This window comes from Microvirga arabica, assembly GCF_016811235.1.
GTDB lineage: Bacteria > Pseudomonadota > Alphaproteobacteria > Rhizobiales > Beijerinckiaceae > Microvirga > Microvirga arabica.
This window is the reverse complement of record NZ_JAFBID010000029.1, coordinates 18,964-32,760: the sequence shown is the minus strand read 5'-3', so window position 1 is coordinate 32,760 and position 13,797 is coordinate 18,964. Positions and strand designations below refer to the sequence as shown.

Annotated in this window: 12 protein-coding genes, 1 tRNA gene and 1 pseudogene; 12 read left to right on the top strand and 2 right to left on the bottom strand. The window is 58.7% G+C overall.

Annotation, left to right across the window (positions count from 1 at the left end):
• Window positions 1-98: 98 nt before the first annotated feature.
• From JQC81_RS15815 to JQC81_RS15775, 9 genes are all read left to right on the top strand, one after another.
• Window positions 99-911 carry an IclR family transcriptional regulator gene (locus tag JQC81_RS15815; RefSeq protein WP_203272762.1) on the top strand — a complete coding sequence of 271 codons (813 nt, stop codon included), beginning with the start codon at window positions 99-101 and terminating at the stop codon, window positions 909-911.
• Between the two features lie 638 nt (window positions 912-1,549).
• Window positions 1,550-2,842, top strand: coding sequence for an alanine racemase (locus JQC81_RS15810; protein ID WP_203272793.1), 1,293 nt, complete (start codon window positions 1,550-1,552; stop codon window positions 2,840-2,842).
• 7 nt (window positions 2,843-2,849) lie between these two features.
• Window positions 2,850-3,515, top strand: coding sequence for an amino acid ABC transporter permease (locus JQC81_RS15805; RefSeq protein WP_246520453.1), 666 nt, complete (start codon window positions 2,850-2,852; stop codon window positions 3,513-3,515).
• 12 nt (window positions 3,516-3,527) lie between these two features.
• Entirely contained in the window at window positions 3,528-4,178 is a 651-nt protein-coding gene (locus JQC81_RS15800) for an amino acid ABC transporter permease (protein ID WP_203272761.1), read from the top strand.
• Window positions 4,165-4,893 carry an amino acid ABC transporter ATP-binding protein gene (locus JQC81_RS15795; RefSeq protein WP_203272760.1) on the top strand — a complete coding sequence of 243 codons (729 nt, stop codon included), beginning with the start codon at window positions 4,165-4,167 and terminating at the stop codon, window positions 4,891-4,893. The genes JQC81_RS15800 and JQC81_RS15795 overlap by 14 nt, the downstream gene beginning before the upstream one ends.
• Before the next feature lie 51 nt (window positions 4,894-4,944).
• A complete protein-coding gene (locus tag JQC81_RS15790) occupies window positions 4,945-5,733 on the top strand; it encodes a transporter substrate-binding domain-containing protein (protein WP_203272759.1) in 789 nt (262 codons plus the stop codon).
• 64 nt (window positions 5,734-5,797) lie between these two features.
• The gene (locus JQC81_RS15785; RefSeq protein ID WP_203272758.1) at window positions 5,798-6,832 is read left to right on the top strand and encodes a succinylglutamate desuccinylase/aspartoacylase family protein; all 1,035 of its coding nucleotides are present in this window, start codon (window positions 5,798-5,800) and stop codon (window positions 6,830-6,832) included.
• A 26-nt stretch (window positions 6,833-6,858) separates the two neighbouring features.
• Window positions 6,859-7,914, top strand: coding sequence for a LacI family DNA-binding transcriptional regulator (locus JQC81_RS15780; RefSeq protein ID WP_312887529.1), 1,056 nt, complete (start codon window positions 6,859-6,861; stop codon window positions 7,912-7,914).
• 46 nt (window positions 7,915-7,960) lie between these two features.
• Entirely contained in the window at window positions 7,961-8,422 is a 462-nt protein-coding gene (locus tag JQC81_RS15775; RefSeq protein WP_203272756.1) for a RidA family protein, read from the top strand.
• A gap of 185 nt (window positions 8,423-8,607) precedes the next feature.
• On the opposite strand, the gene JQC81_RS15770 is transcribed toward JQC81_RS15775, so the two are convergent.
• A tRNA-Trp gene (locus JQC81_RS15770) sits at window positions 8,608-8,684 on the bottom strand.
• A gap of 512 nt (window positions 8,685-9,196) precedes the next feature.
• On the opposite strand from JQC81_RS15770, the pseudogene tnpC reads away from it, so the two are divergent.
• Window positions 9,197-10,464, top strand: a pseudogene (gene tnpC, locus JQC81_RS15765) (IS66 family transposase).
• Between the two features lie 361 nt (window positions 10,465-10,825).
• Here the strand turns inward: tnpC and JQC81_RS15760 are convergent.
• Window positions 10,826-11,554 carry a TetR/AcrR family transcriptional regulator gene (locus JQC81_RS15760; RefSeq protein ID WP_203272755.1) on the bottom strand — a complete coding sequence of 243 codons (729 nt, stop codon included), beginning with the start codon at window positions 11,552-11,554 and terminating at the stop codon, window positions 10,826-10,828.
• 50 nt (window positions 11,555-11,604) lie between these two features.
• On the opposite strand from JQC81_RS15760, the gene JQC81_RS15755 reads away from it, so the two are divergent.
• Both JQC81_RS15755 and JQC81_RS15750 read left to right on the top strand, forming a co-directional pair.
• A complete protein-coding gene (locus JQC81_RS15755; RefSeq protein ID WP_203272754.1) occupies window positions 11,605-12,699 on the top strand; it encodes an ABC transporter ATP-binding protein in 1,095 nt (364 codons plus the stop codon).
• Between the two features lie 38 nt (window positions 12,700-12,737).
• A complete protein-coding gene (locus tag JQC81_RS15750; RefSeq protein ID WP_203272753.1) occupies window positions 12,738-13,784 on the top strand; it encodes an ABC transporter substrate-binding protein in 1,047 nt (348 codons plus the stop codon).
• The last annotated feature ends 13 nt before the right edge of the window (window positions 13,785-13,797 follow it).

Below are 13,797 nucleotides of genomic sequence, written 5' to 3'. Positions count from 1 at the left end.
TAACCCAAGTCAATGTCAATGTTTCGGTATGTGAAAGTTTTTTGACATATGTTCTGGTATTTGAAATATAAGCGTCAAATTGGCGAAAGATATTCTATATGTCGGAAGATGGTGTATCTGGAACGCGGCGGGCCTTGGCGCTCCTGAAGGTTCTCGGGGCTGGGGATGCCCATGGGATGCGCCTGACTGACATCGCATCAGCCGGCGGGATCACCCAACCCAGCGCTCATCGAGCCCTGAAGGTTCTCATGGCCGAGGGCTTCGTCGAGCAGGTGGATTCGAGCCGCAAATACCGGCTGGCCCTCGACTTCTTCGTCCTGGCCGCACGAGCAGCGCAGTCGGGCGGATTGCGCAGCGCGGCCAAGCCAGCGCTTCTGCGCCTATCCTCCACATTGAGCGACAGCATCTTCCTTCTGGTGCGGAACGGGTTCGATGCAGTCTGCCTGGATCGCGTGGAGGGCCCGTTCCCGATCAGGACCTTCACGGGTGATATCGGTGGCAAGGTGCCTCTCGGCATCGGTCAGGGCAGTCTCGCTATCCTGTCGTTCCTGCCGGAGGAGGAGCGCGAAGCCGTGATCCGCTTCAACGTTCCCCGCCTGCTCGACCGGGGCGGCTTCGATGAGATCGGGTTGCGGATGCAAATCCAGAACGTCCGCAAGACGGGCTTCTGCAGCCTCAACACGGGCCTGATCCCCGGCATGGCCGGCGTGGGAGTGCCGATCCTTGACTCGGAGGGGCGGGCTGTTGCGGCCCTGAGCATAGGCACTTTGTCGGAGCGCCTAGAGGGGGATAGGCTGCCGCTGGTGGTCGATCTGATCCGAAGCGAAGCGGAAGTGATCGCCCGGCAGCTCAACCCTTTCGATCCAACCCTCCGTTACCCTACCCGAAGCCTCGGGGTGGAAGCGATATAGGCTCCCGGACAAGCGGTTTTGGCTGTGATGATCAAAGGTCCGCTGCTGGCACGAGGGGGAAGTAGATCGGTAGATCGAATGTCCGCGTAAGGAGGGAACAGCGGACGTTCCTGGCGAGTAGGGGATCGTCAGTGCGTGACCCAGAACAGAAGTTCAATAGCCAGCAGCGCGCACTCAAATCGATAGAACTCGGTACGGTCAGGAAGCGCTGACGGATATGAGGACTGCTTCTATTATCCTAATCTGGTGATCCCCATCGCAGTCATAGTGCATGGCTTCGATATATAATATCATCGATATGTGCCAAGCGGAACTAATTGCTAGCGTCGGCTAAGGCCTTGCCATCGGGATGCCATTACTGGAGATCGGTTCTTGTGGCTGCTCCAGCAGCTTTGAGGCGAGCCGCTCGGAGAAACGCCTCAGGAGTTGCCAATGATATAGGAAACGGTGTGCCCTAATCTTGGTTTCCGCCGCTGCACCTTCATTCGTACCCGTTGTGAGCTCGCCGGCGAAACTATGCGCTATAATTGTGCTGTTGCACCCTTATTAGACTAAAGACGACTAAGATTTGCGCCGATGACAACGTTGTCTTTGCCCCAGATGCCATTATGGTAACGTTGTCATTTGAGGGATGCGACATGGCGGGCCTAAGATCTCCAATCGACGAAACGATACGCGGAATACCCCCTGGAACAGGATCGGTTTCCCTCGACACCATCGCGTCTCAAGCTTGGCGGCCGGCCGATAATTCAATGCCATTGCCTGTCCTGACTTTGGACGAAGCTGCCTTTCGCGAGAATTGCAGACAGATGTTTGCCTTTGCGAGGAGCCATGGTGCGGCCCTTGCGCCGCATGCTAAGACGCCAATGTCTCCCGATATCGTCAAGCTGCTGCTTGAGCAGGGCGCTTGGGGTGCGACAACTGCCAACCTTCAGCAAACTGCCGTTCTCCTGAAAGCTGGGTGCCAGCGGCTCCTGCTCGCGAACCAGATCGGCGGTGATGCGAGTGGGAGGCGGCTGGGTGAACTGCTCAAGCAATATCCGGATGCCGACGTGCGGGTCTTCGCGGACTCGCCTCAGGCCGTCAGTGCTCTTGCAGTCGCGGGCCAATACGCCGGTCGGCCCATCCCGGTCATTATTGAGGTCGGACGCGGTCGCGCAGGTGCAAGGAATATTAACTCGGCGAGGGACGTGATCCAAAGCATCGCGTCGGCGCCCGACCGTGTGCGCTTTGCTGGGGTGGCAGCCTACGAAGGTGCAGTGGCCAGTGCTGATCCGGTGGCAACCCAGAATGCAATCGAGGAGCTATCCGAACTCGCCGCACAGACATTCCACTTGGTGCGTGAGCAGGCTCCTGCCGCTCCCCTGGTGCTGAGTGCAGGAGGATCCGCTTTTTTCGACTTGGTAGTCACGGCTTTGCAGCCGATCGTGGCGGCCGACGGAAACGCGACATTCGTTCTGCGCAGTGGCGCCATCTTCTTTCACGATCATGGTGTCTATGAGCGTGCGCTCCGCGCGGTGGATGACCGCAAGGGGTTCGTGATCGATGGTGAGATCCGTTCCGCAGTTGTTGCCTTTGCCCCGGCGCTGCGGCTGTGGGCCGAGGTGCTTTCGCGCCCGGAACCGCAACTCGCTATCTGCGGCATGGGCATGCGGGACGTCTCTTCCGATCAACACCTTCCCATTCCGCTCAACATCTACCGGAATGGTCGCCTGCTTCCTGTCGACGGCTCCGCGAATCCCCTGCGGGTTAGCAAGCTGAATGATCAGCATGCCTTTCTTAGGCTCCCGTCCGGGGCCGACCTTGCCGTCGGAGACGTTGTAGAGTTCGGAATTTCCCATCCCTGCACGTGCCTTGACCGCTGGCGCGTTTTCTACGGGTTGGATGAGGATGGGCGGGTCTGCTCCGCCTTTCAGACTTATTTCGGGTAGGCGGATCATGAATCTGAACTTCCAGCAGCTCTGGCGTTATCAGGATCAGTTCATCGAGGGTGTCATTCTCACGGTTACCCTGACGGGGATCGCGGCCGTTGCCGGCACTCTCATCGGACTCTCGGGAGCAATTCTCGGTCGTAGTGGCCCGCAGCCCGTGCGGTGGTTCATTCGAAGCTACATCGAAATTATCCGGAACACTCCCGCACTGATCCAGATCTTTTTGATCTTCTTCGTCCTGCCGACATTCGGTCTGAAGCTGCCCCCATTTGAGGCCGCAAGCGTCGCATTGAGCATCTACTTTGGGGCGTATGCGATCGAGATCATCCGTTCCGGTCTCGACACCATTCCACGCAGCCAGATCGAGGCGGGGGCGAGCCTTGGACTGTCCCGGTGGGAGGTATTCCGGCATATCGTGCTCGCACCTGCACTGCGCAATATTTATCCATCATTCACAAGTCAGTTTGTGCTCCTGCTGCTTGGAACGTCCATAGCATCCCAAATTTCAGCCGAAGAGCTGTTTCATACGGGCAGTTTTGTCGAAAGCCGTACCTATCGCAGCTTTGAGGTCTATGCAGTCGTCTGCGCGATCTACTTCGCACTTACTATGGCGTTCAAGGGTGCGTTCGCGGTCATTGGCCGTCTAGCGTTCCGTTGGCCAGTGCGGCGCTGATAAGGAGCAGACATGCGCATCTTTACTACGTCCGATCTGTTCTCGCTCTTTGCTGCCCTCCAATGGACGATTGTTCTCGTCACATTGGCTATTGCACTCGGGGCACCTTTGGCCCTCGCCCTCGCTCTCATGAGGATCAGCAAGATCGCACCACTGCGATGGATTGCAGCTGCATATCTTCAGTTGGTTCAAGGCATCCCTCTTCTAGGACTCCTGATGTTCTTCTATTTCGGCGTACCTGTGTTCCTGGGCATCCAGGTTCCTGCCATTGTCGCAGTCGGAATAGCGTTTGCCGCCTACAGCAGCGCATTCCTCGGTGAGATCTGGCGCGGTGGGATCCAAGCGGTGAAGCAAGCTCAATGGGAAGCCGCGTCTAGTCTGGGCATTACGCGGTGGCAGCAGTTTCGCTACGTGATTGCTCCACAGGCGCTACGCATCGCACTTCCCGCTACGATCGGGTTCTTGGTCCAACTTATCAAGGGGACTTCGTTGGCATCCGTTGTTGGGTTCGTTGAGCTTGCTCGGGCAGGGCAGTTGGCAAGCGCGGCGACGTTCCAGCCCTTGCTGGTCTATTCAGTCGTCGCGGCGATCTACTTTGCAATGTGTTTTCCACTCACCATCTGGTCCCGTTCCTTGGAGGCTCGTCTCAATGGCGCTCGTTGAAATCCGTGATGTGCGCAAGAGCTTTGGCGCGAATGAAGTTCTGAAGGGCGTCTCTCTCGACATCAATGAAGGCGAGATTGTCACTATTATCGGGCGGAGCGGATCCGGCAAGAGCACACTGCTTCGGTGCATCAACGCACTTGAGCAGGTCGACGGTGGAGAAATTCGGGTGGAGGGCAAAGCTGTCCGAACGGATATGCAGGATCTGCGGCAGCTTCGCCAGCGCGTTGGAATCGTGTTCCAAGCCTTCAATCTATTCCCGCATCTCACGGTCGAAAAAAACATCACCTTGGCTCCAGTTCTCACTGGCAAGAGCAATAAGCAGGAAGCCCGTCAGCTGGCGATCGATGTTCTCGAGCGGGTTGGCTTAGCGGAGAAGATCGACGCATATCCGGAGCAGCTCTCCGGTGGCCAGCAGCAGCGCGTGGCCATCGCCCGCTGCCTGGCTATGGCGCCACACCTGATGCTCTTTGACGAAGTAACATCGGCGCTCGATCCGGAACTCGTTGGCGAAGTACTCAAGGTCATGGAAGACATGGCGCGGCAGGGTATGACGATGGTTCTCGTAACGCACGAGATGGGGTTCGCGCGCGATGTCGCCTCCAAGATTGTGTTCATGCATGAAGGCAGAGTGTGGGAGCAGGGTACGCCCTCCGAACTGTTCGCGAACCCACAAACGCCGGAGCTCAAGAGTTTCATCAGCTCGATCAAGTAGCGTGCCAGAGGGGCAGTCTACGACGAGGTAAGCAGTAGGAGAGGATCACCTATGAAGAAGTTACGCAATTTGATTGCTGCTGCGGCAGCATCCGTTCTCATCGCGGTTCCCACATTGGCCAAGGCCGACAAGCTTCAGGACATTCTCAGTGCAGGAACGCTGAGGGTTGGTCTGCTCCTGGACGCTGCACCATGGGGATACAAGGATGCCAAGGGCGAAGCCACGGGTTTGGATGTTGATCTCGCCAAGCTCCTGGCGTCCGACATGGGTGTCAAGCTCGAAATCGTACCGTTGACGGGTGCCAGCCGTATCCCAAGCATTCTTGCCGACAAAGTTGATGTGCTCGTTGCCGCAATGGGTGCTACTCCGGAGCGTGCTCAACAGGTGATGTTCTCCCAGCCTTACGCGGCGGTGAATTTGGGCGTCTTCGGTCCGAAGAGCCTGCCCGTCACCAAGAATCCAGCCGATCTGAAGGGACGCTCGATTGCTGTTGCCAAGGGTAGCACCCTCGACGTCTGGCTGACGGATAATGCCAAGGATGCGAGGATCGTGCGCTTTGAAGATACACCTTCGGCCATAGCCGCATACTTGTCTGGTCAGGCGGAGACATTCGCCGAAAACAGTGCGATTGCCTTGAAGGTCGCTGAGGACAATGCCGGCAAGGAAGTTGAATTAAAATACCTGATCCGCCAGTCCCCTGCTCACATCGGAGTCAGCCAAGGAGAGCAGAACCTGTTGAACTGGATCAATACTTTCCTGTTTTACAATCGGCTGAGCGGAAAGTTGAGCGAACTCCAGCTCAAACATTTCAAGGAAGCGCAAACGCTTCCGCACATGTAAGCATCCTCGGCTTCGGTTTTCAGCGGCGGTAATTCATTACCGCCGCGCCTTTCAAGGATATTCCATGCATACGGGCGTATACCACTCGCTTGATTTCACCGCTGAGGGAAAGTCAGTAGACTTTCTCAGCATTCCCTTCTCTGTCGATCGCTCACCATACTTTCAGGTCAAGGTGCCGATGGTGCGGATCAAGCGAGGGACCGGCCCACGCGTTTTGCTGATGGCTGGCAACCATGGCGACGAGTATGAAGGTGAGCTCTCGCTGATGCGTCTCATCCGTCGTCTCGATCCGGACATGATCAAGGGTGAGATCACAATTCTGCCGCTCGCTAATGCGCCTGCAGTGATGGCCGCGCGACGGCGTTCACCTCTTGACAACGGCAATCTCAACAGAGCATTTCCGGGAGACCTCGCTGGATCGCCTACCTTCCGTATTGCCTACTTCCTTGAGCGGGAACTGTTCCCCCGCCATGACGTGATTTTCGACCTTCACTCCGGAGGGACAACAATGGCCCATCTGCCTTGTGCCCTCATTGAGCGGCAAGGGCCGCCGGACAAGTTCGCGCGGGCTTTGGACCTTATGAGGGCCACAGGCCTCGGTCACGGCTTTGTTGCCGAGAACGGCGCAACCGCTCCTACATCCATGGCCGCTGCCGCAAGGTCTGGTGCTATCGGGCTCAGCGGCGAGTTTGGCGGCGGCGGAACAGTAACCCCTGCGACTATGGCCGCGACAAGCCGGGCGATCGACAATGTACTATTGGCGCTGGGCGTAATCGACGACCCGGTGCTCGGTACGCCGAACGTTGACAATACACCCATGCAGCTGCTTGCTCTAGACAGCCATAAGCAGTCGATTTTCGCCACTCGTCGGGGTTGGTTCGAACCCGCTGTCGCTCTTGGGACTCGAGTAGAGAGAGGTGACGTTGCGGGATGGTACCACGATCTCGGTCGGATTGACGCGCCGGAAGAGACCCTTCGATTCCACGAGTCTGGGATTGTCATCGCACGTAGGCTCCCTGCAGATAGTGAAGCAGGCGACAGTCTGATCCAAGTCGCACGCCCAATTGACGATCGTGCGGTTATGAACCAGGCTTTGTGATGAAGGGGCGCCTAGGCGGAGGATCTGTGCCACCAACCTTCGATCAAGTGAAACGGATCGGAAAGTCAATCATTCCCGAAAGCGGGAGCGAACGAAGATCCGTACGCATCGAAGAAGTGGCACGTATCGCTGGGGTAGCGCCAATTACCGTCTCGCGGGCGCTGCGTCAGCCCGGTCGGGTCTCGGAGGAAAAGCGCCTCAAAATCCAACAAGCTGTCGAAGCTACGGGCTATGCATCCAACCCCCATGCGCGAGCGCTGAGGTCCGGACGCTCGAACATCGTCGCGGCATTCGTCTCGAACATTGTCAGCCAACAGTTCGGACTAGCCGTTCAAAGCTGTGCCGAGGTGCTGGAGCCCCACGGCTTTCAGCTCATGATCGGGCAAACCTCATATTCTTACGCGAGGGAAACATCGATGATCCAGTCGCTCATGGCACTGCGCCCGGCGGCTGTTTTATTCACCGGCGTGGTGGAGCTGGAAGAAAACCGGTCGTTCCTGCGCGAGCTCGGTGTCCCCGTTGTCGAGACATGGGCCTTCCCGCCCGATCCGATCGATATGCTGGTTGGGTTCTCCAACACCGACGGTGGTCGAATGGTTGCGCAACACTTTGCTGCGCAAAGATATCGCCGCGTCGCGTTTATTGGCCGGAGCGGAGGTCGCGGGCAACTGCGCCTGGGCGGATTCCGCGACGGTGCGCGCAGCTCGGGACTCGAGCTGGTGGCTGAGTTGAGCTTGGATACGGTTTCCGGTCTCTCAGACGGACAGCAGGCTCTCAACCAGCTCCTTAATGACTATGAGAAGATCGACGCTGTTTTCTGCGCCAATGATCTCATCGCGACGGGCGCACTCCTTGAAGCCTCCAGGCGTGGACTAAATATGCCAAGCGACATCGCAATTGCGGGATTTGGTGATAGCGATCTGGCTGCCGAGATCCCTCCGGGCCTAACAACCATTCGGATAAATTGTCGCCTGATTGGCAGACGCGCTGGGGAAAAGCTGCTTGCCCGCTTGAACGGAGCAACAGACGGATCGTCCAGCGAGACCGTCGCATTAGAGATCGTTAAGCGCGGAAGCACATGAACATCGCGACGACAATCACTTCATCAAACCTGACGGGGAACCTGCCATGACACCTGAAGAGAAGCTGATAGCCCTTGGTCTAACTCTGCCCGAAGCGCCGATGCCGGTCGCTAATTACGTGCCGTATCGTTGGGCGGGTAATCTGCTTTACCTATCGGGGCAGGGGCCCAAGCGTTTGGATGGAACGTATCGTCCGGGGCGCCTTGGACGAGATATTTCAATCGAAGAGGCCTATGAGGAGGCTCGTCTCACGGGCCTCAATCTCTTGGCCGTTGCAAAATCGGCGCTGGGTGAACTCAACCGGATTGAGGCTGTCGTTAAATTGCTTGGTATGGTGAACGCCGAGAATGACTTCTCCGATCATCCGAAGGTGATTAACGGATGCTCAGATCTCTTAGTGGACGTTCTGGGAGATGCCGGCCGCCATGCACGTTCTGCCGTCGGTATGGGGTCGCTGCCTAATCGAATGGCGGTCGAAATCGAGGCTATCCTCCTCGTCAGGACTTAACCCTGCAGGCAGGCATTCTTTTCAAGATTCTATTAATGATAGACGCTGCCGGCCTGCCCCGATGAGGCGATCCGAATGTGACGCTAATGTAGGGCTGGCCGCGGCGCCTGTGGCGGAGTAAGTCGGTCTCAATCCCTTACCCGGTCCATCGTGCAGATGCCTGGAGGTGTTAGGTGTCTGCGCATTGGCAGGAGTGGAGGGACTCGAACCCCCAGCCCCCGGTTTTGGAGACCGGTGCTCTAGCCGATTGAGCTACACTCCTGCGAGGTCGGTACATATGCCCTGACCAGAGGTGGGACCTTATCGGTCGAATGCTCCCGACCGTCAAGCTTCAGATCACTCCCAGCATCTGAACGTGTCAGTGGCCGAGCCCGCAATCTCTCCAGGAGACGCCTGCGCTCTGCTATGACGTGCAACTAAAGCCTCAAAGGGTAATGTGCAAAAACTACCGTTTCTGGCACTTCTCGGGAGCAAGCCGATGGTCGGCTTAGGGCAGGAACAGCGGACGTCCCTGAAAGCTGGGGATCATCGCTGTATGACCCTCAGAAGACATTCAAGATCATAACACGCATTCAACTCGGGGCAAATATCCAGACATTGCCCATGGAATATGAGAGGTGTGATAACCCTATCCCTGACTCCCACAATTGGACTCAGCGGTTAGAGCTCGTTTAGCGGGATGCTGGTTTCCGAGTACAATTTTCCGGATATGGCTGACGATCGGTAATTACCCACGCCCTTGTCAGAAGGCGCAATTCCTGAATCCATAGGGTGATGGACCGCACTGATTTGCAGCGCCTGACGAAGGAAGAGCTAATCGAGCTGGTGCTGCGGATGCAGCGTCCGCACAAGACCTCGCGCACCTCCTCAAAGCCGCCCTCCACCGATCGCAAGGAGCGTCGGGATCAGGCCAAGCCCGGCGGTGCCAAGCCGGGGCATGAAGGCCATAGCCGGATCATCAGCGCCACCCCGGATGAAGTGGTCGAGCACCGTCCTGCCCGGTGCTCGTGCTGTTCGGCTACTCTGATGGCGGACCTGCCGGGGGAGACGATCAGCATCCACGAGCAGATCGCTCTTCCGGAGATAGCGCCCCATATTACCCAGCATCGGCGCCTCACCTGCGGCAAGCGGGCCGTCGCTCCCGTGCCGAATGCTGCCAAGGGGACGCCGTTCGGACCACGCGTCCATGCCGTGACGACCTATCTTAAGACCTTCCAGGCCCTGTCCTACGAACGGCTGCAAGGCACGTTCACCGATCTCTTCGGCCTGACGCTCAGCCAGGGTGGCCTGATGTACCTGCTGCGCCGGGCGCAGGACACCTTCGCGGGCGAGCGCGACAGGCCATCATGGCGTTGCGCCAGGCCCGGGTCGTCGCTTGCGACGAGACCGGCGCGCGAATTGAGGGCAACAACGCCTACCATTGGGTATTTCGCTGCTTGGCGGCAGCGGTCCATCATGCCTCGCCGACCCGGGGTGCCATCGTGGTCTGGACGATGATGGGCGGGCACCGGCCCGAGGTCTGGTGCTCCGATCACTACAGCGCGCAACAGGGCCATGCCGACGCCCATCACACCTGCCTGGCTCACCTTGCCCGCGACGTCGCCTATGCCGATGAGGCGAGCGCTGATATCCTGCCCTCGCGTCTTAAGCTGTGGCTGCACCGGGCCTTCGCCCTGGCTGACGGGATTGGGACGCTTGCCGCCTCAACCCTCGCCCGCAAGTGCCGGGCGCTGGAGCGCAGTCTCGATGCCGTCCTGGCCACGCCGACATCATGCGACCTCGCCCGCGCCCTTCAGAGGAAGTTCCGACGCGCCCGCGATCAGCTCCTGACCTTCGCCTATTGGTCGGGACTGGTTGAGGCAACCAACAACGCCTGCGAACGCGCGCTTAGACCCGCCGTGATCCAGCGCAACACGACCAACGGCTATCGGGCTATGTGGGCGGCTGAGGGCGAAGCAGACATTCGCACCGTCGTAGACACGGCGCGCCTTGGCCCGGAAACCAATGCGTTCAAGACAATCCTTCAGACCGTGTCCGCCTGAGCCTCAGTGCAAATTGGGGCGTGGGTAATTACGATGATCGGATTCGCAACCACTCCCAAATCCGCCACCATTGTCTCGCGGCCAGTGAATGCCGAACTGCTCGCGGTCGTACCTTCCTCACTTGGTGCGATGCGATCGGTGTTGCCTTCGTGAACTGGCATTTACTCACATGACGGCTACACCGAGGCAGCTTTGAATCTTTGGCGCCAAGTTGATATTTGCTGACGGAGGTTGTGCGGGCGCTCCTCGTAGTATCCGCTAACCGGAAACGTCGAAAACGCTGACTAAACCTGAGATGCTCATGAAGCTCTTCGAGGTAATCAAGCAGTTAGACACCATCGGCTTCAATTCCCTGGCGCAATTAGGGATCACAGCCAAGTAGCGCTCTGTGCCAGCTAAGCGACAGCGAAGCAGCCAGTTCTTCATCGTCAAGACCCAACTCGAGCCCGCGGGCAAACACGTCGTGCAGGAGCTTATCGACCATTGAGATGCAACTTAGAGCTGTGGCAAGCCGGCGCGGCACAGGTTCGGCCGCAAGCCTCGGATTCTCATTTTCCGCCGCTCGTATCACCCGGCGTGCCATGGCGACGTTGGCCTCAATCGAGAGTGCGGCAAATTCATCGAGTTCATCGGCAAGTTGACTTTGGCACCTCATCAAGCCGACGTTCTGACGGTAAAGATCGATGTAGTAGAGATGGCCGACAAGCAATCTCTCGTAGAAACTTTGGCCCGCTACGCGCCGCGGCCGATGTGCACGAATCGCAGCCATAAATGTAGTCAGGACCTCGTACGCAATACCCCGGCGATCTTTCCAATGGAGGTAGAAAGTTCCATGCGCAAAGCCCGCGCGTCGGCAGACTTCCGCGACCTTAAGCCCGCCAAACCCATTCTCTTGAATGACCTCCGCTCCAGCGATCATCAGGTGACGCTTGGTTGTTTCTGAGCGAGCTAGTCCAATAGCAGCCTGAAGATCTCGCCGCATCGCGTCCGGCAGGTAGAACCCTCTAGGTGCCGAGGTGAGGGAGGTATCTGCTCCCTTGTTCAACTGTGCCCCATCCTCAACGCTCATCTCCTGATGGCTACTTGACATGCTACGACTCCAAATCACATACTGACATTGATATCAGTTTCAGGAAATCTATGCACCCTGCTTTTGCACCTGCAAGGACCTTCTCCGAAACGATCGGAGCTCCGATCTCCTTTCAGGCAATCGGAAAGCGATATGGCGGTGTCCCAGCGCTGCATGAGTTTTCACTCGACATCGCTGCTGGCGAATTCGTCACCTTCCTCGGCCCCTCCGGATCCGGCAAGACGACCGCGCTCAACATCCTTGCCGGTTTCATCGAGCCCAGTGCCGGCGACGTGCTGATCGACGGCGTCTCGATCACCCGCCTGCCGACCGAGAAGCGCAATGTCGGCATGGTCTTCCAGAGCTACTCGCTGTTTCCGCACATGGACGTCCGCGACAATGTCGCGTTTCCGCTGCGCATGCGTGGGGTGCCGAAGGCCGAGCGGCATGCGCGGGCCGAGCAGGCGCTGGCGATGGTCCGGCTCGCTGGTTACGGCGATCGCAAGCCTCAAGAGCTATCGGGCGGGCAACGTCAGCGGGTAGCATGTGCTCGCGCCGTCGTGTTCGAGCCGCGCGTTCTGCTGATGGACGAGCCGCTCGGTGCGCTCGACCTCAAGCTGCGCGAGGCGATGCAGGACGAGATCCGGGAGGTGCAGCGCCGCATCGGCTGCACCGTGATCTATGTCACGCATGACCAGGGCGAGGCACTTACAATGTCCGACCGGATCGTGGTGATGAACGAGGGGCGGATTGAGCAAATCGGTACACCGGCCGCGATCTATGACAATCCGAGCAACGCCTTCGTCGCGCAGTTCGTCGGCGAGACGAACTTCCTCACTGCGGCGCTGGCTCGGGGGCGGCTTACTTTCGCCGGCGTGGATGCGCCCGCGCCCGCCCGCTTGCCGGAGGGCTGGCGCGGGCGCATGGCGTTGCGTCCGGAGCATTTCACGCGAGTAGTCGCGGAGACCGGCGGCGCGCCAACGCTTTCCGGCCGGATCGACGACATCGCCTTCCATGGCGGCAGCTATCGTTATGTCGTCGAGACCGAAAAGGCAGGCCGCGTCATCGTGCAGGAGCAGCGGCGGCATGGCAGCGACGGTCCGGTCGTCGGTGCGCCCGTAACACTTAAGTTCAGTTTGGAAAGGGCGGCGTTTCTCGAAGGCTGACGATCACTTCAACAACGACAAAAAGGAGGAATAATACGATGACCGACATGACGAGACGTGACATGGGTCGTTTGGCCCTTGGTGGCGCGGCACTGGCCGCGATGGGGAAGAGCGCACATGCACAGGCCGTGACAATCACGGTCAACGGCTCCGGCGGCAGCCTCGCGAAGTCACTGGAGCGGATCTACGAGAAGCCATTTACGGCCGAGACCGGCATTGGCGTGCGCTCTACGGCACCCGTCTCGCTACCCAAGCTCAAGGCGATGGTCGAGACCGGCAACATGGAATGGGACCTGACCGAGATGGGCGGGGCCGACATGATCGAAGCCATTAAGAACGGCTGGCTGACCGAGATCGACTGGTCGATCGTCGATCCCGACAACAAGCTGCCGCCGATCGCGCGTCAGAAATATGGGATGGTTACCTCGACTTTCTCGACCGTGATCGCCTATCGCACCGACAAGTTCGGCGGCAAGGCACCGAAATCCTGGGCCGATTTCTGGGATGTGAAGAGCTTCCCGGGGCCGCGCGCCCTTCAGGATTCGCCGGTACAGAACCTCGAATTTGCGCTCCTGGCCGACGGCGTGCCGGCCGACAAGCTCTATCCCCTCGATGTTGAGCGTGCCTTCAAGAAGCTCGACCAGATCAAAGGCAATGTCGCGGCCTGGTGGACGACCGGTGCGCAGCAGGTCCAGCTCCTTGTCGATGGCGAGGCGGTGATGGGCACGGTCTGGAATGGGCGCGTTCCGCCGCTCAAGAAGGAAGGCAAGCCGGTCGACATTATCTGGAACGGCGGCGCGCTGCAGCTCTCCTATTGGGCGGTGCCGAAGGGTGCCAAGCATCCGCGCGAGGCGATGCTTTACATGAAGTCGCGCCTCGATCCAGACAAAGGCTTGCAGCTCCTGCAGGATTCGCCGTACCCCGGCTTCGCGCCGGGCCTGATCGAGAAGGTCGATCCCGAACTCGCAAAGACCCTGCCGATCCACCCCGACAATGTTGCGGTCCAGTACAGATTTGACCCGGATTATTGGAGCGAGCATCGGCAAAAGCTTACCGAGCGCTGGGCCGCTTGGCTGTTGACCTGACGCAGTCGACGAG